At 40.4% G+C, this 17,671-nt stretch carries 16 protein-coding genes, 1 other RNA gene and 1 pseudogene; 6 read left to right on the plus strand and 12 right to left on the minus strand.

Going from position 1 to position 17,671, the window contains the following annotated elements; all coding sequences use genetic code 11:
• On the plus strand, nucleotides 1–259 hold a 259-nt coding region (locus BKK50_RS06410; protein WP_244149425.1), incomplete at its 5' end, for an ATP-binding protein.
• A gap of 75 nt (nucleotides 260–334) precedes the next feature.
• Here BKK50_RS06410 and folB read toward each other — a convergent pair.
• Nucleotides 335–688: a dihydroneopterin aldolase gene (gene folB / locus BKK50_RS06415; protein ID WP_077416445.1), complete on the minus strand. Its 354-nt coding sequence runs from the start codon at nucleotides 686–688 to the stop codon at nucleotides 335–337.
• Nucleotides 689–774: 86 nt separating this feature from the next.
• Between folB and plsY the strand changes: the two genes are divergently transcribed.
• Nucleotides 775–1,374 carry a glycerol-3-phosphate 1-O-acyltransferase PlsY gene (gene plsY / locus BKK50_RS06420; RefSeq protein ID WP_077416447.1) on the plus strand — a complete coding sequence of 200 codons (600 nt, stop codon included), beginning with the start codon at nucleotides 775–777 and terminating at the stop codon, nucleotides 1,372–1,374.
• Between the two features lie 39 nt (nucleotides 1,375–1,413).
• Here plsY and rpoH read toward each other — a convergent pair whose 3' ends face one another.
• From rpoH to BKK50_RS06455, 7 genes and pseudogenes are all read right to left on the minus strand, one after another.
• Complete coding sequence (rpoH, locus tag BKK50_RS06425; RefSeq protein ID WP_077416448.1) at nucleotides 1,414–2,259, minus strand: RNA polymerase sigma factor RpoH; 846 nt, start codon at nucleotides 2,257–2,259, stop codon at nucleotides 1,414–1,416.
• A gap of 123 nt (nucleotides 2,260–2,382) precedes the next feature.
• Entirely contained in the window at nucleotides 2,383–2,700 is a 318-nt protein-coding gene (locus tag BKK50_RS06430) for a DUF2322 family protein (protein ID WP_077416450.1), read from the minus strand.
• A gap of 78 nt (nucleotides 2,701–2,778) precedes the next feature.
• Entirely contained in the window at nucleotides 2,779–3,804 is a 1,026-nt protein-coding gene (gene murB, locus BKK50_RS06435; RefSeq protein WP_077416453.1) for a UDP-N-acetylmuramate dehydrogenase, read from the minus strand.
• Between the two features lie 9 nt (nucleotides 3,805–3,813).
• On the minus strand, nucleotides 3,814–5,517 hold the full coding sequence (gene narQ / locus BKK50_RS06440) for a nitrate/nitrite two-component system sensor histidine kinase NarQ (RefSeq protein WP_077416455.1): 1,704 nt from the start codon (nucleotides 5,515–5,517) through the stop codon (nucleotides 3,814–3,816).
• Between the two features lie 121 nt (nucleotides 5,518–5,638).
• Entirely contained in the window at nucleotides 5,639–6,856 is a 1,218-nt protein-coding gene (locus BKK50_RS06445; RefSeq protein ID WP_077416457.1) for an MFS transporter, read from the minus strand.
• Between the two features lie 345 nt (nucleotides 6,857–7,201).
• Nucleotides 7,202–7,339: pseudogene (locus BKK50_RS12835) on the minus strand (AAA family ATPase); the annotation flags it as partial.
• A gap of 198 nt (nucleotides 7,340–7,537) precedes the next feature.
• Nucleotides 7,538–7,930 carry a helix-turn-helix domain-containing protein gene (locus BKK50_RS06455; protein WP_077416459.1) on the minus strand — a complete coding sequence of 131 codons (393 nt, stop codon included), beginning with the start codon at nucleotides 7,928–7,930 and terminating at the stop codon, nucleotides 7,538–7,540.
• A 134-nt stretch (nucleotides 7,931–8,064) separates the two neighbouring features.
• On the opposite strand from BKK50_RS06455, the gene BKK50_RS06460 reads away from it, so the two are divergent.
• Genes BKK50_RS06460 through BKK50_RS06470 form a run of 3 tightly spaced genes read left to right on the plus strand, consistent with a single transcriptional unit; the run spans nucleotide 8,065 to nucleotide 10,782 of the window.
• Nucleotides 8,065–8,808, plus strand: a complete 744-nt coding sequence (locus tag BKK50_RS06460) for a hypothetical protein (protein ID WP_077416461.1) — start codon at nucleotides 8,065–8,067, stop codon at nucleotides 8,806–8,808.
• 19 nt (nucleotides 8,809–8,827) lie between these two features.
• Nucleotides 8,828–9,496, plus strand: coding sequence for a hypothetical protein (locus BKK50_RS06465; RefSeq protein ID WP_077416463.1), 669 nt, complete (start codon nucleotides 8,828–8,830; stop codon nucleotides 9,494–9,496).
• Nucleotides 9,497–9,537: 41 nt separating this feature from the next.
• Nucleotides 9,538–10,782 (plus strand): surface lipoprotein assembly modifier, encoded by a 1,245-nt coding sequence (locus tag BKK50_RS06470; RefSeq protein WP_077416465.1) that lies wholly within the window; start codon nucleotides 9,538–9,540, stop codon nucleotides 10,780–10,782.
• A gap of 57 nt (nucleotides 10,783–10,839) precedes the next feature.
• Here BKK50_RS06470 and clpB read toward each other — a convergent pair whose 3' ends face one another.
• The 4 genes from clpB to BKK50_RS06490 form a co-directional block, all read right to left on the minus strand.
• Entirely contained in the window at nucleotides 10,840–13,410 is a 2,571-nt protein-coding gene (gene clpB, locus BKK50_RS06475; RefSeq protein ID WP_077416467.1) for an ATP-dependent chaperone ClpB, read from the minus strand.
• Nucleotides 13,411–13,548: 138 nt separating this feature from the next.
• Complete coding sequence (locus tag BKK50_RS06480; protein ID WP_077416469.1) at nucleotides 13,549–14,115, minus strand: 5-formyltetrahydrofolate cyclo-ligase; 567 nt, start codon at nucleotides 14,113–14,115, stop codon at nucleotides 13,549–13,551.
• Between the two features lie 15 nt (nucleotides 14,116–14,130).
• Nucleotides 14,131–14,337, minus strand: a non-coding RNA gene (gene ssrS / locus BKK50_RS06485) — 6S RNA.
• Between the two features lie 77 nt (nucleotides 14,338–14,414).
• On the minus strand, nucleotides 14,415–14,711 hold the full coding sequence (locus BKK50_RS06490; protein ID WP_077416471.1) for a cell division protein ZapA: 297 nt from the start codon (nucleotides 14,709–14,711) through the stop codon (nucleotides 14,415–14,417).
• A 161-nt stretch (nucleotides 14,712–14,872) separates the two neighbouring features.
• On the opposite strand from BKK50_RS06490, the gene polA reads away from it, so the two are divergent.
• Complete coding sequence (gene polA, locus BKK50_RS06495) at nucleotides 14,873–17,671, plus strand: DNA polymerase I (protein WP_077416473.1); 2,799 nt, start codon at nucleotides 14,873–14,875, stop codon at nucleotides 17,669–17,671.

Below are 17,671 nucleotides of genomic sequence, written 5' to 3' on the forward strand. Positions count from 1 at the left end.
AGAAGAAGAAGAAGAAGAATTTATCAGGATCCGCATTGATGACAACGGATCCGGGGTACATCCTAATGAATTTGAAAAAATTTTTCACCCATTTTATCGTGTCGATGAAGCCCGTACACGCACAACCGGCGGTACTGGATTAGGTCTAGCGATTGTTTCAAATGTTGTAAAAGAACATCAAGGAAAAGTTTGGGCTGAGGAAAGTGAACTCGGCGGCTTGGCGGTGACGATAGCTCTCCCCCTTTGGTTAAATAAATAGTGTTGACCCTCAGTCAATATGGTGATGTTGAAGTGAGCAGAATCACTTATTTTGAGCTCACTTCTAACGATGATTTTATAACGCCCCTCGCTCAATAATAATTCCAACACTCCGGGCTTGAGCAACGGCTTGAGGCTTACTGAGTTTTAATCGTAACCATGGAATATCAAAATGTTGTTGTAACTGTTCTGCAACCTCATAAGCCACTCTCTCAATCAATAAAAAAGATGTTGATTGAACATAGTCCAGAATAAATTTGCTCACTTGGGCATAATTGAGGCAATATTGCACATCATCGGTTTCCGCCGCTTTTTGAGCATCCCACGCCATTTCAATATCAAAAATCAGTTTTTGCTTAATTTGCTGCTCCCAATCATAAACGCCAATTTGAGCAAATACCGTTAATCCCTCAATAAAAATTTTATCCATAGTCAGATCCCGTCAAAATTATTGTAGGCGTATGCTATCAAGTTTAGGTAGAATAGCGAATCAATTTTATCGTTTTGAGGTAAAAAATGAGCCTATTTGCCATTCTTTATATGATTTTTGCCTATCTTTTAGGCTCAGTTTCCAGCGCAATTTTAATTTGTAAAATGGCAGGCTTACCCGATCCCCGCCAGCATGGTTCTCATAATCCCGGGGCAACAAATGTACTTAGAATTGGTGGGCGATGGGCGGCATTGGGCGTACTAATTTTTGATATTTTGAAAGGAATGGGGCCTGTTTGGGCGGGGTATTACCTTGGCTTAACCCAATTTGAATTGGGGATGGTAGCACTTGGTGCCTGTTTAGGGCATATTTTCCCCATTTTTTTCCAATTTCGTGGCGGAAAAGGCGTGGCTACCGCATTTGGTGCCATTGCGCCAATTTCTTGGGCGGTAGCGGGAACAACCTTTAGCATTTGGCTTATTTTATTCTTAGCTAGCGGTTACTCTTCTTTAAGTGCAGTTATCACCGCGTTGTTGGCCCCCTTCTACGTTTGGTGGTTTAAACCGGAATTTACGTTCCCTGTTGCGTTGGTAAGTTGCTTACTGGTTTACCGCCATCACGATAATATTCAACGTTTATGGCGTGGGCAAGAAGATAAAATGTGGTCAAAATTTAAGAAAAAATAAAACCTGCCGGTTAGCAGGTTTTATGCCTTTAAAAAATCCCTAAAAACTCACCGCACTTTTCAATTTTTTCAATGCGTTAGCCTCTAATTGTCGAATACGCTCCGCTGAAACATTATATTTTGCCGCTAAATCGTGTAGCGTTGCTTTATCGTCATCCAACCAACGGGTTTTAATAATATCTTGACTACGGGCATCAAGATTTTTCAATGCGACACTTAATTGCTCTACAGCTTGGCTTTCAAAATTCTCATTTTCAAGCTCGGCTGCAAAATTAGAGCGCTTATCTTCCAAGTAAAGTGAGGGTGAATAAGTTTCTGCCTCACTATCATCGGTTGGCAAATCAAAACCCACATCCGCACCGGTCATACGTGATTCCATTTCAATCACATCTTCTTTTGACACGCCAAGCTCATTTGCAACCATATCCACTTCATTATCATTGAACCACCCTAAGCGCTGTTTGGTTTTACGCAAATTGAAAAATAATTTGCGTTGTGCTTTTGTGGTCGCCACTTTTACAATACGCCAGTTTCGCAAGACATATTCGTGAATCTCGGCTTTAATCCAATGTACGGCAAATGAAACTAAACGTACACCTACTTCCGGATTAAAACGTTTAACGGCTTTCATCAAGCCAATATTGCCCTCTTGAATCAAATCTGCTTGGGGTAAACCATAACCGGAATAACCACGAGCCACATGAATGACAAAACGAAGATGAGACAATACTAATTTTTTAGCGGCTTCAATATCGCCGTTATAATATAAACGCTCTGCTAATTCTTTCTCTTCCTCAGCCGTCAACATCGGATATTCATTTGCTGCACGAATATAGCCTTCAATGCTCCCTTGAGGAACCAACATCATTTGTGTTTCTTTATCCATCTTTATCCCTTCTTTTTTCGTTGGCATCAGCCAATTAATGTGTCCAGTTATAGCACAATAAAAGGTTTTATTGAACTAATTTGTACTGTAAGACAGGTTTTACCAATTAAAAGTTCAATATTTTTATGAATTCTTTAATGGTTCAAGATGCAATACCTGCCCTTCCTCAATGACATTGAAAAGCAAATCAATGTTAGGATGTTTCCCCGGATGCTTTTTAGCGTCTTCCACGTGTTCGGCAAACCATTCAATCCCCTGTTGCGCAGAAGTGCGGTCTAATTTTCCATTAAATTTTTCCGCAAGCCCATAATAGAGACGTAGCGATCCCAGTTTCCCCGATATTGCCGGAATGTGATGAATAACCTCATCCCCCAGTTTCACATTTAGTCCCGATAGATGAGCAATCGTTGGAAGCCCCTCTAGAATTTCTTTAAAAGTCATTTTATTTTCCTTTCGTTATAAGATTTTTCTACCTTTTATTAGAAGTGTGATGATTGAAGTGATATGTGTGTTTTTAAATTAAGAAATCGCTTTTTCGCTCTCTATTTCGCCATTTGCCCCGATAAACCGCACCTCAGGTTGTAAAAATACCCCAAATTTTTCCGCTACGGTTTTGCGCACATAATGTGCCAATCTCACGACATCTTGCCCCGTTGCATTCTCTTTATTAATCAAGACTAACGCTTGCTTCTCGTGAACCGCTGCCCCACCGATTTGAAAACCTTTGAGATGACATTGATCGATTAACCAACCCGCCGCCAATTTCACCGAACCATCCACTTGTGGAAAGTGCGGTACATTTTCAGCCAGTTTTTGAATTTCAGCGAACTGTTCGGCAGTCACAACTGGATTCTTAAAAAAACTCCCCGCATTACCAAATTCGTCTGGATTCGGTAACTTACTTTGTCGAATCCGACAAACCTCATCAAAAATTTGTTTTGCCGTGACAGTATTTGGATCAAAATTCACCAGTGAGCCATATTTCAGCACTGGGTGCCAATTTTTGGCGAGTTTTAATCCAATTGCGGTAATCACATAACCGTGTTGATAACGCTGCTTAAAAACACTTTCACGGTAACCGAACTCACACTCTGCTGAGCTTAAGCGAAATAATTCACCGCTTTCCAAGTTCAACACATCGACATAATGACAGAAATCTTTAAATTCCACCCCATAAGCGCCAATGTTCTGAATCGGAGCAGAACCGGCACAGCCCGGGATCAGCGCAAGGTTTTCTAGTCCGTTCATCCCTTGTTCAAGGCTCCATGCCACCAATTGATGCCAATTTTCCCCCGCATTAACGTGAAGATAGTGAAAATGGGCATCTTCTTTGTGGGTGATACCAAGCAAACGGTTAATGATCACCACACCATTAAAATCCTCTAAAAACAGCATATTGCTGCCTTGTCCAAGAAAAAGAACCGGAAGATGTAGTGTATTAGCCTCAGACCAAGTTTGTTTTAACTGCTCAATATTTGTCACTTCAATGATTTTATGGGCACTAACCTGAATATGGAAGGTATGAAAAGGTTGTAAACTTTGCATTGCTTTTCCTTAAAATAATGTTTGTGGCAAGGTAATTTTCACCTCTGTACCACCTTGTGAACGGCGACTAATGGTGAGTTCTGCATTGAGCTGACGACTGCGCTCTGCCATAATATTTAAACCGTAATGCCCCGTTGGCTCATCTAAACTTGGAATACCAATGCCATCATCTTGAATCAGGATTTCGTATTCCCCTTCAATATTCGTCTGTGCACGAATTTCGATGAATTGCCCTTTTGAATGTTTAATCGCATTCAATGTGGCTTCACGTACAATCTGTAACATATGAACAAGCTGTTGTGGATTTAAACTTTGCGAGGGTAGTTGACTATTAACAGTCATTTTCATCGTGGTTTGCGAACGCAAGGAATCAATCACGTGTTCCAATGCCAATTGTAAATTTGCCTCTTGAACGGTTAATCTGAACGTTGCCAGCAATTCACGTAACTGGGCATAACCACTGGAAAGGGCTTGTTCAAAATCTGCAATGATTGTGAGACTTTTTTGCTTGGCAAGCTCATCTTCTTTCTTCAAATTATGTTTTAACAGCGTAAGTTGAATTTGTAAAAACGATAATACTTGAGCTAAAGAATCATGCAATTCCCGTGCAATAATTGACCGCTCTTCCATAAGCAAAAGATGCTCTTGTTGCCTTTGGGCTTTATGGAAGAAAAGGGCACGCGCTAACATTTGGGCGAGGTTTTGCATCATTCTAGGATCCGGACAAGGCAATCCGGCTTGCCACAAAAGCACCCCTAAGGTTTCATTTTCAACCTTCAATTCTTCGACTTGTACGCGTTGCGCTGATTGTTTTTCACCAAATTTGATATCCCAATGTTCTGCGCCTAATACCTCCAGTTCAATATAGCGTAAATGTTCACTGGCACGAATACGACTCAACAATTGACTGAGAATCGTCTCATTAATGGAATTTACCGTCAGTGATTGAGAACTTTGATAAAGTGTGGTTAAAGAGTGATTGGTTTGGCGCAATTTTTGGGTTTGTTCATTCACCTCCTCTTCAAGACGAGAATAAAGTTTACCCAATTCAGCCGACATCTGTGTGAACACACGGGCTAACGTCCCCAATTCGTTATCGTTTTCCGTATCCAATGGGATATGATTAAATTGTCGCATTTGCACTTGCATACTGGCATGCGTGAGCAATTTTAACGGTTTCACCACCTCGCGCCGAGTAAACCAAATCACATAAGACACCATTCCCACAATCAGCAACATCGAAAAACACAATACGGATAAGGCAAAAAACCACTTTTGTTCGCTAAAGCGTTGCAATTCAAACACAAAATCATCCACTTCACTCACATAATCCGTCAAATTTTGGCTATATTGTCGAATATTATTTTGGCGGGCAAAAGCTTCCATTTCCGCCCAATGTTTAAGGATCGTTTGATAAGATTGTTTCACGCCATCCGGTGTAAAAAGCTGATGTTGAATATCTACCAGACTGGGGGCATGGAGACTTTTTTCATAAAAACGCAGATTTTTTTCAACGGTATCCGGTTGCTTTTCCATCAAATATAACAGACGATAACTTTGCATCCGCAAAGAGCCGGAAACATTAATGGCTTCCGCATCGGATTTATTGCTTGCCATAATGACTAAACTTAGGGAGATGATCACGCCCGCAACCGCAATGATGAGAAAAAGATATTTTGCGATACGTAACGAAACAGAACGGGTAGTCTGCACGAGAATGCCTTTGTGGAGGAAAATTGGTGCTAGTTTAACACGAAAGTGCGGTAGATTTTAAATAAGAAATCCACCCTAAAATGAAGGTGGATTAAAAAACAATGTCAAAATGAACCGCACTTTACTGTAATGCTTTGCCTTTTAATTCAGGTATCAAGAAAAGGGTCGCCGCCATATCAATGACGTAAATAATGGCTAAAAAGGCAATGGCAAGGCTAAATGAATAGGCTGAAACAATCGCCCCCACGACAACCGGTCCCAATCCCCCCACGGCTCTTCCTAAGTTGAACAACACATTTTGTGCAGTCGCACGGGCTTGTGTCGGATAGGCTTCTGCCATTAATGCCCCGTAACCGCCCATCATCCCATTCACAAACATACCTAAAAAAGCGCCGGCAATGAGCATTATCGTTGGGTCAGTCAGTTGTGAATAAGTGATAATGCTAAGCACTGCACCAAATTGGAATAATAAGAAACTTGGCTTACGTCCAAATTTATCGGCAAGGCGACCAAAAACCCAGATGCCTAACATCATTCCACATACGGTAACCGCTGTCCAAATACCGGATTTCGTTAAGCTAAACCCCAGTTGTTTGGAAAGAAAATTGGGCATCCAAATCATAATGCCGTAGTAACCAAAATTTTGCACAGAGGTGAGCACCACCACACCAAGGCTCACTTTAGCGGTGGCTTTATCTTTTACCAACAGTTTGAAGGATTCCAATTTTGATGTTTTTTGCCGGGAAAGTGCGGTCTGTTTTTGGGTAAAAATTTCAGGCTCATGTAAGCGGGAACGTAAATACCAAGCGACAAACGCCGGAAAGATCCCAAGAATAAACATACCACGCCAACCGATATGAGGCAGCAACAGCGGTGTTAATAATGCCGCTCCTAACACACCCACTTGCCAACCTAATGCTACATAAGAGGCCGCTCTGGCACGATGACGGGCAGACCAAGCCTCAATTGCCAACGCCATACCGATACCAAATTCACCGCCTAAACCAATTCCGGCAATGGTGCGATAAATTAATAAATCCCAATAACCTTGGGCAAGTGCACATAACCCGGTAAACACCGCAAATAATACGATAGTCCACGTCAGCACACGTACACGACCATATTTATCGCTTAATGCACCGAAGACAATACCACCGAATACCGCACCGACTAATGTCCAAGTCACCAACGAACCGGACTGAGCGGGGGTAAGATTAAGATCGGCGGAAATCGCACTAAGCATAAAACCAAGAATGAGTAAATCAAAACCGTCCATTGCGTAGCCGACGGCAGAGCCAAGAAGAGCTTTCCAGCCATATTGATTGACGTTATGAGTCATATTGATGTCCTTTTACTACTCACAGGTAGTGTTTAAAGTGAAGGGTGTTGAGTGATAAACCTCAAATTGCGAGGTAAAAAATCGGGCGTAGTGTAAAGAATCTTTCTATTTTAGGCAAATGAAAAAGCAGCGGTTCGAAAGTGTCTTCCCCAAATGCCGCAAGTCGTTTGGAATTTCAATTGGCTTAAAAAAATTGAGTCAATGAATGTATTCATCATGACAATGATGAACTCACATTGAGGTAAAACTAAAAAGACTGAGTTCTGTAAAATACAAAACGCAGTCCTCGAATTAAAAGGATTAATTTTAAGACAGCTCAAAAATAACCACGCTTTTTATATTTGGGATTTGTTGTGCCAACGGATTTTCGATCTCTTGCTGAATTGCCCGTTTTAACGGACGGGCGCCATAAACCGGGTCATAGCTCACTTCACCAATGAAATCAATAAGTGCTTCGCTGAACACAATGTGATAACCACGAAACAGAAATTGATGGCGATACCTTTCCCCCCTTAAATTGAGCTGAATGGCATATTGAATTTGAAGAATACCGAGAGAAAGACAAGAACAATCCCTATGATTGTCACTTTTTGATTTTAGGGAGAAAATAAAAAACAAAAATAACGATATTCCCATATAGCATAAGAATATCGTTATTTTCATACACACAAATTTAAGATTTTATTTAGCTTTTAACAACGCAATAACCTCTTTCAACGCCACAATTTCCGCTTCTTTCTGTTTTAATAACTCATCTTTCATTGTCAATAAAGCATTTAATTTTTCATTTTCAGCAGTTAATGCTTCGTTTGTACCAAAATGGCTATTTGTTAAGTTATAAGAATTGTCTCCCCCCACTGCAAAGAAAATCGCTCTATCTTTACAAGTAATTAATTCCCCCATATCAATATTAAACACATTCGCAATTTGCTGAAGTTTATCTAAATTGATACTACTTTGCCCACGCTCAATTTTGGCATAGCCATTCGGCGACATCGAAAGTTTCTCCGCCATTTCCTCCTGAGACCATTGCTTGATTTCTCTCATTACTCGAATTTTATCGTGGACTTCCATTTTATTTCCTTAAAGTGTGATTTTAGACAGTATAAGGTGAGTTTTTGACACAGTTAGTTTGTGGTGAGCAACTGAGGTTAAGTATAACATTTGCTCCGAATTTATCCAAAAATTTAATAAATAAAGGGTAGACAATGATTGATAATGCATTTTTAAGTTATGCGGCTAGCATTTTGGCTGATACTAACGATGGATTAAGTGGTTCAGAAATCTGCAAATTTTGTAATCAATACGCCGTTGAATATAACAAAACAATTAAATATACACAGCAACCGTTTAAAAAAGACACATCAAATATCAATAAAGCTCAGGCTTTACGAGCAAATTTAGCTTGCTTTGAGCCTGAGCAACAGTTTGTCATTATTCGAAATTTATGTGATTTGGTGAAATTTGCCAATAACCCAAAAGTTAATGAGCTAAAACTTACATTGATAAAAAACTATGGTTATCTCGCTCCACAAGAAATTGCGCAACAGATTTTAGAAACCGTAAATCAAGTCAGACATTGGTTAGATAATTACCCTGAAGCAAAAGAACACTACGAAGTAGCTTTAGAGAAAAAGAACGGCAAAATCTATGAAAGAAATTTGCTTGATGATTTGCGACTTTCCCTTGAATCTTTAATTAAAGACATACTAGAAAAACAAAAATCATTAGAAAATTTAAAATCTGATTTAGGTGATTTCTTAGCTAAAAGAGATATTAATGTAGAAATTAGGAATTTTTATATTTCTACGGTATTTGATTTTTTTGTTAAATATCAAAATGAAAGAGTTAAACATAAAGAACAGTATAAAGAAATTGAAGTTGATTTTATCTTTAACCAAACCACAATTTTAATGCAATTTTTAATCACTCTACACAAACAACATGCTTAAACAACATAAGGATCTTATTATGAATTTAAAATTTTCAAAAACTTTATTAGCCACGGTTGTAATACTAGGATTAACTGCTTGTAGTTCAGGTGGAGGTGGTGGTTCAAGCTCGCCAAATACTACACCAAGCAAAAATGTTACAGGCTCTATTACAGTACCAAATGTTGATACTGCGAATAATAACACTGTTAATTCCCAAAAGCCTAATGAAACAATTACAGACTCTAAAATCACACCATCTACATTTAAAGTTGGATACGATGGCTATGCAACAGGTAAAGCGACTTATGCATCTGCTAGAAGTACAATTAGATTAGAAGCAGATTTTGATAATCGAACAATTTCTGGTAGTGCAGTAGGAAAAATAGATGACCAAAATGTAAATATTTCTTTAAATAATACAACGTTATATAAAGGAACAGCTAGATATATTAATGGTAATTACCCTAATTACAATAAAATATATGAATTTAAAGGAAATGCCTCTGCTATACATAATCAAGAAAAATTCTCTGGCAAATACGCAGGTATTATTTATGGAGTTTCTAGCCCATTTTCTGAAATGAGTACAGGATATGAGATAAAATCTGAAAAAGATCCAAATCGTATAATAAAAGAAGGATCTTTATATTATAATAAAAGAGACGTATCATATGTTACTAGTGGCTCTGATTTAAATAGACAATAAACTACTGTCCCACAATCATTTTATTGTGGGATTTTTTAAATATGAAATATAAAATTCTTTTCTTTTATTGGTTATTCAGTAGTACTGTTATTGCAAATGAAACAACTTACTCTATCGAGCAGCTAAATCATAATCAACTTCTCACCGAAAAATTACTTTCAGATATGTTAAGTATTGATCGAATGGATTTAGTCGAACGTTTGTTACCGATTTATCAAAACTTTCCCGAAAAAAAAAATCCAAGATTAATCAATTACGCCAAAATAAAACAGGCAAGAGCGTTATTTTTAGATTACCAAAATAATAAGGCAAAAAAGGCTTTTCAAGTATTACAAAACCAAGACAATTTAACTAATGAAGAGCGGTCAATAATTCAAGATTATTTGCAAGCAATTGATCATCGAGAAAGTTGGCAATTTTCATTGGGTGGCAATTATTTACAAACTAAAAATGTCAATAATACCTCCGGTGAGCGACATATTGAAAACACAGGTTTTGTGAAAAATGATGATATGTTGCCACAATCTGCTCACGGCTTTGCTTATTATTTTGATGTACAGAAAAATTGGAATCTAATAGGTTCGCATTATCTGCATTTTGCCAATAATTTATATGGTAAAAATTATTGGGATAATCACGATTATGATGAAATCACTAACCGCACTTATCTAGGCTACCAATATCAAAATGCAAACTATAAGTTAGCGTTAAAGCCTTTTTATGAACGACAATGGCTTGGCAATCATCGTTATAATTGGGCAAATGGTGCAAGAGTAGAATATAGTTCCAACCTTGTAAAAAATTGGCAAATTTCAACCGCTTTGGAGTTTAGCCAACCACGTTATTTCACCCAGCCGGATCGAAACGGTACAATTAAATTGGCTTCTGCTACGATAATTTGGCAGCCAACAGAAAAAGGCTATTATTATTTAGGCACAGATTTTATTCGTGAAACAACACGCATAAAACAATATAGTAACGATATGAAAGCCTTGCGATTAGGCTGGCGACAAAATTGGGGATATTCGATTGCAAGCCAAATTAACGCTTCAATTGCATTAAAACAATATAAAGATTTTGCTTCACTGGGTAATATTCTGCCTTTAGATAAAGTACGCCGTGATAAAATCTATTCTTTTAATTTAACACTCTGGAAACAAGACTGGCAGTATTTGGGCTTTGTCCCTAAAGTGCAATTTCGCTGGAAAAAACAAAAGAGTAATATTCCTTCTATGTTCTCGTATTCGGAAAAATATATACAAGTGCTGATTGAAAAAGATTTTTAGTGTTAAAAAATGACAAAAAAGTGCGGTAAAAATGACCGCACTTTTTGTATTTGAAGTTTATTGTCTTGCGACAACGTTGCCATCGGTATAATCCACAGTAACAACGCTGCTTGGCAGCAATTGACCGGAAAGGATTTGTTGTGCCAACGGATTTTCGATCTCTTGTTGAATTGCCCGTTTTAACGGACGCGCACCATAAACCGGGTCATAGCCCACTTCACCAATGAAATCAATGAGGGCTTCACTGAACACAATTTCATAGCCACGGGTTTCCATACGTTTTGCCAAGCGTTCTAATTGAATACTTGCAATGGCACGGATGTTTTCTTTTGCAAGTGGATGGAACACGACGGTTTCATCAATCCGGTTGATAAATTCCGGACGGAAATGTTGTCCGACCACCGATATCACCCGATTTTTCATTTCCTCATAGCCCTCACCTTGATGTTCCTGAATGAGATGAGAACCCAAGTTTGAAGTCATAATCACCACGGTATTGCGAAAATCGACCGTTCTGCCTTGTCCATCGGTTAAACGACCATCATCCAACACTTGTAACAAAATATTGAACACATCAGCATGGGCTTTTTCCACTTCATCAAGCAAAATCACGGAATATGGACGGCGGCGGACAGCCTCAGTTAAATAACCGCCCTCTTCATACCCCACATAACCCGGAGGCGCACCCACTAAACGGGAAACGCTGTGTTTTTCCATAAATTCCGACATATCAATACGCACCATCGCATCGTCACTGTCGAAAAGGAATTTTGCCAAGGTTTTGCACAATTCCGTTTTCCCAACACCCGTTGGACCAAGGAATAAGAACGAACCAATCGGACGATTTGGATCTGATAACCCTGCACGGCTACGGCGAATGGCATTAGCGACGGCATCTACCGCTTCGTTCTGTCCAATCACACGTTTGTGCAATTCTTCTTCCATACGCAACAGTTTTTCTTTTTCCCCTTCCATCATTTTGGACACCGGAATACCTGTGGCTTTGGAAAGCACTTCGGCGATTTCTTCATCAGTCACACGATAACGTAATAAAGTCATCTCTTTGCCTTCGCTGGTTTCAGCTTGAGCAAGTTGTTTCTCCAATTCAGGAATACGCCCGTATTGAAGTTCTGACATTTTACTCAAATCACCAGCACGGCGGGCTTGCTCCATTTCGGTTTTCGCCGCATCCAGTTCTTGTTTAATATGTTGTGAACCGGAAAGGGTAGCTTTTTCGGATTTCCATACCTCTTCTAATTCTGCATATTCACGCTCTTTATCAGTCAGCTCTTTTTCTAACATTTCCAAGCGCTTGCGGCTTGCTTCATCTTCTTCTTTTTTCAACGCCTGCTGTTCCAATTTTAATTGGATAATACGGCGTTCAAGACGATCAAGCGGTTCCGGTTTGGAATCAATTTCCATTCGAATACTGGAGGCCGCCTCATCAATTAAGTCAATGGCTTTATCCGGTAATTGGCGATCGGAAATATAACGATGTGAAAGGGTCGCCGCAGCTACAATTGCTGGATCGGTAATATCCACATGGTGGTGAATTTCATAACGTTCTTTTAAACCACGCAAAATAGCAATGGTATCTTCCACACTCGGTTCATCTACAAACACTTTTTGGAAACGGCGTTCCAATGCGGCATCTTTTTCAATATATTGACGGTATTCATCAAGCGTGGTTGCCCCTACACAGTGCAATTCACCCCGTGCCAAACTTGGTTTTAACAAGTTACCGGCATCCATTGCACCATCGGTTTTACCGGCGCCCACCATGGTGTGAATTTCATCAATAAATAAAATAACCCGACCTTCTTCTTTTGCCAGTTCATTTAATACGGCTTTCAACCGCTCTTCAAATTCACCACGGTATTTTGCCCCGGCAATTAATGCCCCCATATCTAAGGAAAGCACACGTTTATTTTTCAGCCCTTCCGGCACTTCACCATTGACGATACGCTGTGCCAACCCTTCGACAATGGCGGTTTTACCCACGCCCGGTTCACCAATTAAAACCGGGTTATTTTTAGTTCGGCGTTGTAACACTTGAATGGTTCGGCGAATTTCTTCATCACGTCCGATCACCGGGTCAAGTTTGCCGCTTTCTGCCCGTTTGGTTAAATCAATAGTATATTTTTCAAGAGCTTGTCTGCTTTCTTCTGCATTTTGATCGTTCACGCTTTGTCCTCCACGAATTTGTTCAATGGCTTGTGCAATTTGTTCTTTTTTAGCACCACTCTTAGTGAGAATATCTTTCAACGCCCCCCGTTCTTCGAGTGCGGCAAGCAAAAACAATTCGCTTGAAATAAATTTATCTTGTCTTTGTTGTGCGAGTTTGTCACATAAATTCAATAGGTTAACTAATTGGCGGGAAATTTGCACATCCCCTCCATTGCCGGAAACCTGTGGCAATTTATTCAATTCTTGATTTAATTCATTCCGTAGTAGCGCAACATTGACGCCGCTTGCGGTTAAAATCGGCGCAATTGAACCGTCCTGCTGGTTTAAAAGTGCGGTCAATAAATGCACCGGTTCGATAAATTGATTATCTTTTCCAATCGCAAGAGATTGTGCTTCACTCAACGCTTGTTGGAATTTTGTGGTAAATTTTTCTATGTTCATTGATATCTTTTCCCTATTCATTGATAGTCAATTGGCTTTCGCCGTTCACACTGGGTAAGTAAGATCGTTTGAAATGATTTCAAGGGGAAAAAGGAAATATTTTTGATTTTACCTATCAATTAAATTGAAATGATAGATTTATCCAACCAAAATATCAAAAAGCGGTACATCCCAATGCTCGATGGGTAAGGCTTCCACTTGCTGGCAGGTATGCGCCAAACCAATAGGGAGAAAGGATTTTTGTTGCCAATTCTGCAAGGTTCGATCATAAAACCCCCCGCCCATACCCAGTCGATTACCTTGTTTATCGAAGGCAACCAAAGGGGTAAAAAGCATATCTAGCTCATTGAGCGGCAACACATGTTGAACATTCAACTTCGGCTCCCAAATACCAAAATGATTTTGCACCATCGGGGTATCGGGTAAATAACGCAGAAACAATAAATGATGTTTAGCAAAAGGATGTAACACCGGCAAATACAGGTTTTTATTTTGTTGCCAAAGCGTTTCTATCAAAGGTTGCGTGGAAATTTCGCCGTCAAAAGAAAAATATAGGGCGATATTTTTTGCTTGGCTCTGCTCGATTAAATCTAAGGCTTGTTGGGTGACGGATTCTGCCGCTTGCTGCTGTTGAAGTGCGGTCAAATTTGTACGAGTTTTTCGGATTTGACGGCGAATTTGTTGGCGTTGTTGCTGAATATTCATAGAAATGAAAAGAAGAAAGGACCCAGAGTGCCGTTGCGGGCGGTAGTCCTTGAACCCGACGGTTCAAGGAAATCGATAAGGTCATTTTTAGGTTTCTTAATTCCTTTATTTTTCAGAAGAAAAATAAAAGCAAAGCCTACACACCAATGACGGGAAACCGATTTATAAGATTTTAAGTATCGGCTCAGGGACATAGCTCACTGACGAACACTCCAGGAAATCTTTATGTGGCTTATACTAGCGGAAAGCACGCTTTTTTGCCAGTCTTAATTTTTAAAAATTGTGATGTTGTTCACAAATTATTCTCTTGTTGTGCGGATACTCCCCAAAGAGTGATCCAACTGTTGAATCCGTGTTTTCAACACCTCTTCAATTTGGGCATTTTTATTCTTTTCCTGCGTAAGCTCAAAGCTTAAATTCAACGCCACAATAGAAAGCACACGATCAAGTTGAATTAAACCGGTTTTTTCTTTCATTTCAGAAACCAAACCATCTAAATGGCGTGCAGCCTGGCGTAACGCCTCTTCTTGCTCCTGTGGCACATTTAAACGTAATACTTGTCCTAATACGACAATTTCAACCAGTTTTAATGACATTGTATTTCCTTTAATTTGTATTTTTTGAGTGGGAAATATTATGCCATAGGCAAACTTTCCCGTCATATCTTTTACACGCAATCCGCGATCCTACCTGTTCGCACCCTTTCTGAATTTACGCTATAATGCCCCCCACTTTATTCTATTAAATGAGATTTTTTATGGCACAAATCGCAGCAAATCCCCTCGTCTTGGTGGACGGTTCTTCTTATTTATATCGTGCATTTCACGCCTTTCCTCCTTTCACCAATTCAGCCGGTGAGCCAACCGGGGCAATGTATGGCGTATTAAATATGCTGAAAAGCCTGATTTCGCAGGTACAACCAAGCCACATTGCGGTCGTATTTGATGCCAAAGGGAAAACCTTTCGTGATGAATTGTTTGAACAATATAAATCTCACCGCCCGCCAATGCCGGATGATCTTAGAAAACAAATCCAACCGCTTCACGATATGATCCGTGCCCTTGGTATTCCCCTTCTCGTTGTCGAAGGAGTGGAAGCCGATGATGTTATTGGCACGCTTGCCGTGCAAGCCTCCCATGCCGGTAAAAATGTACTGATTAGCACGGGGGATAAAGACATGGCTCAGTTGGTTGATGAGAATATTATGCTCATCAATACCATGAACAACACCTTATTAGACCGTGAAGGGGTCGTTGAAAAATACGGCATCCCACCGGAACGCATTATTGACTATCTGGCACTGATGGGTGATAGTTCGGATAACATTCCCGGTGTTGCCGGTGTGGGAGAGAAAACCGCACTTGGGCTGCTACAAGGGCTGGGGGGTATGGCTGAAATTTATGCCAATCTCGACAAAGTGGCTGAACTACCTATTCGTGGAGCAAAAAAGCTAGGGGATAAATTACTGGCAGAAAAGCAAAATGCGGATTTGTCTTACACCCTTGCCACCATTAAAACTGATGTCGCATTGGATATCACTCCTGATGAATTATTACTCGGTGAAAGTGATAATGACCGCCTAATCGAATATTTCGGACGCTATGAATTCAAGCGCTGGTTAGGTGAAGTGATGAATGGCGCCGATTCTATCACTCAGGCTAACGAACAAGCGGTGAAAATCAATCCTTATCAGGCAACATCGGCAGTTTCCGGCGAAAGTGCGGTTGAAAATCAGCCTAAATTTCACATTGATCGTAGCCAATATGAAACCCTGCTCACAGAAGCCGATTTAACCCGTTGGATTGATAAATTATCAAAAGCTAATTTATTCGCTCTCGATACGGAAACCGATAGCCTGAACTATATGGCGGCAAACCTTGTCGGGCTTTCTTTCGCCCTTGAAAATGGCGAAGCGGCTTACCTTCCGTTGCAATTGGATTATCTCGGTGCACCAAAAACACTGGAAAAAACCACCGCACTTTCCGCCCTCAAACCGATTCTCGAAAATGCCGCCATCAAAAAAGTGGGACAAAATATCAAATATGATCTCACCATTTTGGCTCGCAACGGTGTTGAAGTGCGGGGTGTGGCATTCGATACGATGTTGGAATCCTATGTGTTAGACAGCACCGGGCGCCACAATATGGACGATCTCGCCAAACGCTATTTGGGGCATCAAACCATCAGTTTTGAAGAGATTGCGGGAAAAGGCAAAAATCAACTGACCTTTAATCAAATCCCCTTGGAACAAGCCGCAGAATATGCTGCTGAGGATGCGGATGTGACAATGAAACTCCAACAGGTTTTGGGAGAAAAATTAAAAAATCAGCCAAGTTTGACCGCACTTTTTGAACACATTGAACTCCCCCTACTCAGTGTACTTTCCCGTATGGAACGAACCGGGGTGTTAATTGATAGCGATGCACTTTTTATCCAATCCAATGAAATCACCGCCAGATTAACTGAGCTGGAAACTCGAGCCTATGAACTCGCCGGGCAAACTTTCAATCTCGCCTCCACCAAACAATTGCAAGAAATTTTGTTTGATAAATTAGGCTTACCGGTTTTACAAAAAACGCCGAAAGGCGCGCCATCTACCAACGAGGAAGTGCTGGAAGAATTGGCTTACAGCCATGAATTACCCAAAGTTTTAGTGGAACATCGAGGCTTGAGCAAATTAAAATCCACCTATACGGATAAATTGCCACAAATGGTGGATCCGAACACAGGACGTGTCCACACCTCTTACCATCAAGCGGTTACGGCCACTGGGCGGTTATCCTCCAGTGATCCTAACTTACAAAATATTCCGATCCGCAATGAAGAAGGTCGCCGTATTCGCCAAGCATTTATTGCCCGTGAGGGGTATTCTGTGGTGGCAGCTGACTATTCCCAAATCGAATTACGCATTATGGCGCATTTATCTCAAGATCAAGGGTTGATTAACGCCTTTACACAAGGGAAAGATATTCACCGCTCTACCGCAGCAGAAATCTTTGGTGTGCCGTTAGATGAGGTAACCAGCGAACAACGCCGTAATGCCAAAGCCATTAACTTTGGTTTGATTTATGGGATGTCCGCCTTTGGACTTTCCCGTCAGCTTGGTATTCCAAGGGGCGATGCACAAAAATATATGGATTTATATTTCCAACGTTATCCGGGTGTACAAACCTTTATGCAGGATATCCGAGAAAAAGCCAAAGAACAGGGTTATGTGGAAACCCTATTCGGTCGCCGTTTATATTTACCGGATATTAACTCTAGCAACGCGATGCGCCGCAAAGGGGCTGAACGGGTCGCCATTAATGCCCCAATGCAAGGTACGGCAGCCGATATCATTAAACGAGCCATGATTAAACTTGATGAGCTGGTTCACCACGATCCTGATATTGATATGATCATGCAAGTACATGATGAATTAGTGTTTGAAGTGCGGTCGGAAAAAGTGGAGTTTTTTAGCCAACGCATTAAGCAAAATATGGAAAGTGCCGCTGAATTGGTCGTCCCACTCATTGTCGATGTGGGTGTGGGGAAAAATTGGGATGAGGCCCATTAA

It is taken from the genome of Rodentibacter rarus, from assembly GCF_001998965.1.
In the GTDB taxonomy this organism is placed as follows: domain Bacteria; phylum Pseudomonadota; class Gammaproteobacteria; order Enterobacterales; family Pasteurellaceae; genus Rodentibacter; species Rodentibacter rarus.

Excerpts from the sequence above, each read along its gene's own strand:
- BKK50_RS06470 (WP_077416465.1), top strand. The coding sequence starts at position 9,538 with ATGAAATATAAAATTCTTTTCTTTTATTGGTTATTCAGTAGTACTGTT.
- BKK50_RS06465 (WP_077416463.1), top strand. The coding sequence starts at position 8,828 with ATGAATTTAAAATTTTCAAAAACTTTATTAGCCACGGTTGTAATACTA.
- BKK50_RS06430 (WP_077416450.1), bottom strand. The coding sequence starts at position 2,700 with ATGACTTTTAAAGAAATTCTAGAGGGGCTTCCAACGATTGCTCATCTA.
- rpoH (WP_077416448.1), bottom strand. The coding sequence starts at position 2,259 with ATGGATAAAGAAACACAAATGATGTTGGTTCCTCAAGGGAGCATTGAA.
- clpB (WP_077416467.1), bottom strand. The coding sequence starts at position 13,410 with ATGAACATAGAAAAATTTACCACAAAATTCCAACAAGCGTTGAGTGAA.
- polA (WP_077416473.1), top strand. The coding sequence starts at position 14,873 with ATGGCACAAATCGCAGCAAATCCCCTCGTCTTGGTGGACGGTTCTTCT.
- BKK50_RS06480 (WP_077416469.1), bottom strand. The coding sequence starts at position 14,115 with ATGAATATTCAGCAACAACGCCAACAAATTCGCCGTCAAATCCGAAAA.
- BKK50_RS06445 (WP_077416457.1), bottom strand. The coding sequence starts at position 6,856 with ATGACTCATAACGTCAATCAATATGGCTGGAAAGCTCTTCTTGGCTCT.
- plsY (WP_077416447.1), top strand. The coding sequence starts at position 775 with ATGAGCCTATTTGCCATTCTTTATATGATTTTTGCCTATCTTTTAGGC.
- murB (WP_077416453.1), bottom strand. The coding sequence starts at position 3,804 with ATGCAAAGTTTACAACCTTTTCATACCTTCCATATTCAGGTTAGTGCC.
- BKK50_RS06490 (WP_077416471.1), bottom strand. The coding sequence starts at position 14,711 with ATGTCATTAAAACTGGTTGAAATTGTCGTATTAGGACAAGTATTACGT.
- BKK50_RS06460 (WP_077416461.1), top strand. The coding sequence starts at position 8,065 with ATGATTGATAATGCATTTTTAAGTTATGCGGCTAGCATTTTGGCTGAT.
- folB (WP_077416445.1), bottom strand. The coding sequence starts at position 688 with ATGGATAAAATTTTTATTGAGGGATTAACGGTATTTGCTCAAATTGGC.
- BKK50_RS06455 (WP_077416459.1), bottom strand. The coding sequence starts at position 7,930 with ATGGAAGTCCACGATAAAATTCGAGTAATGAGAGAAATCAAGCAATGG.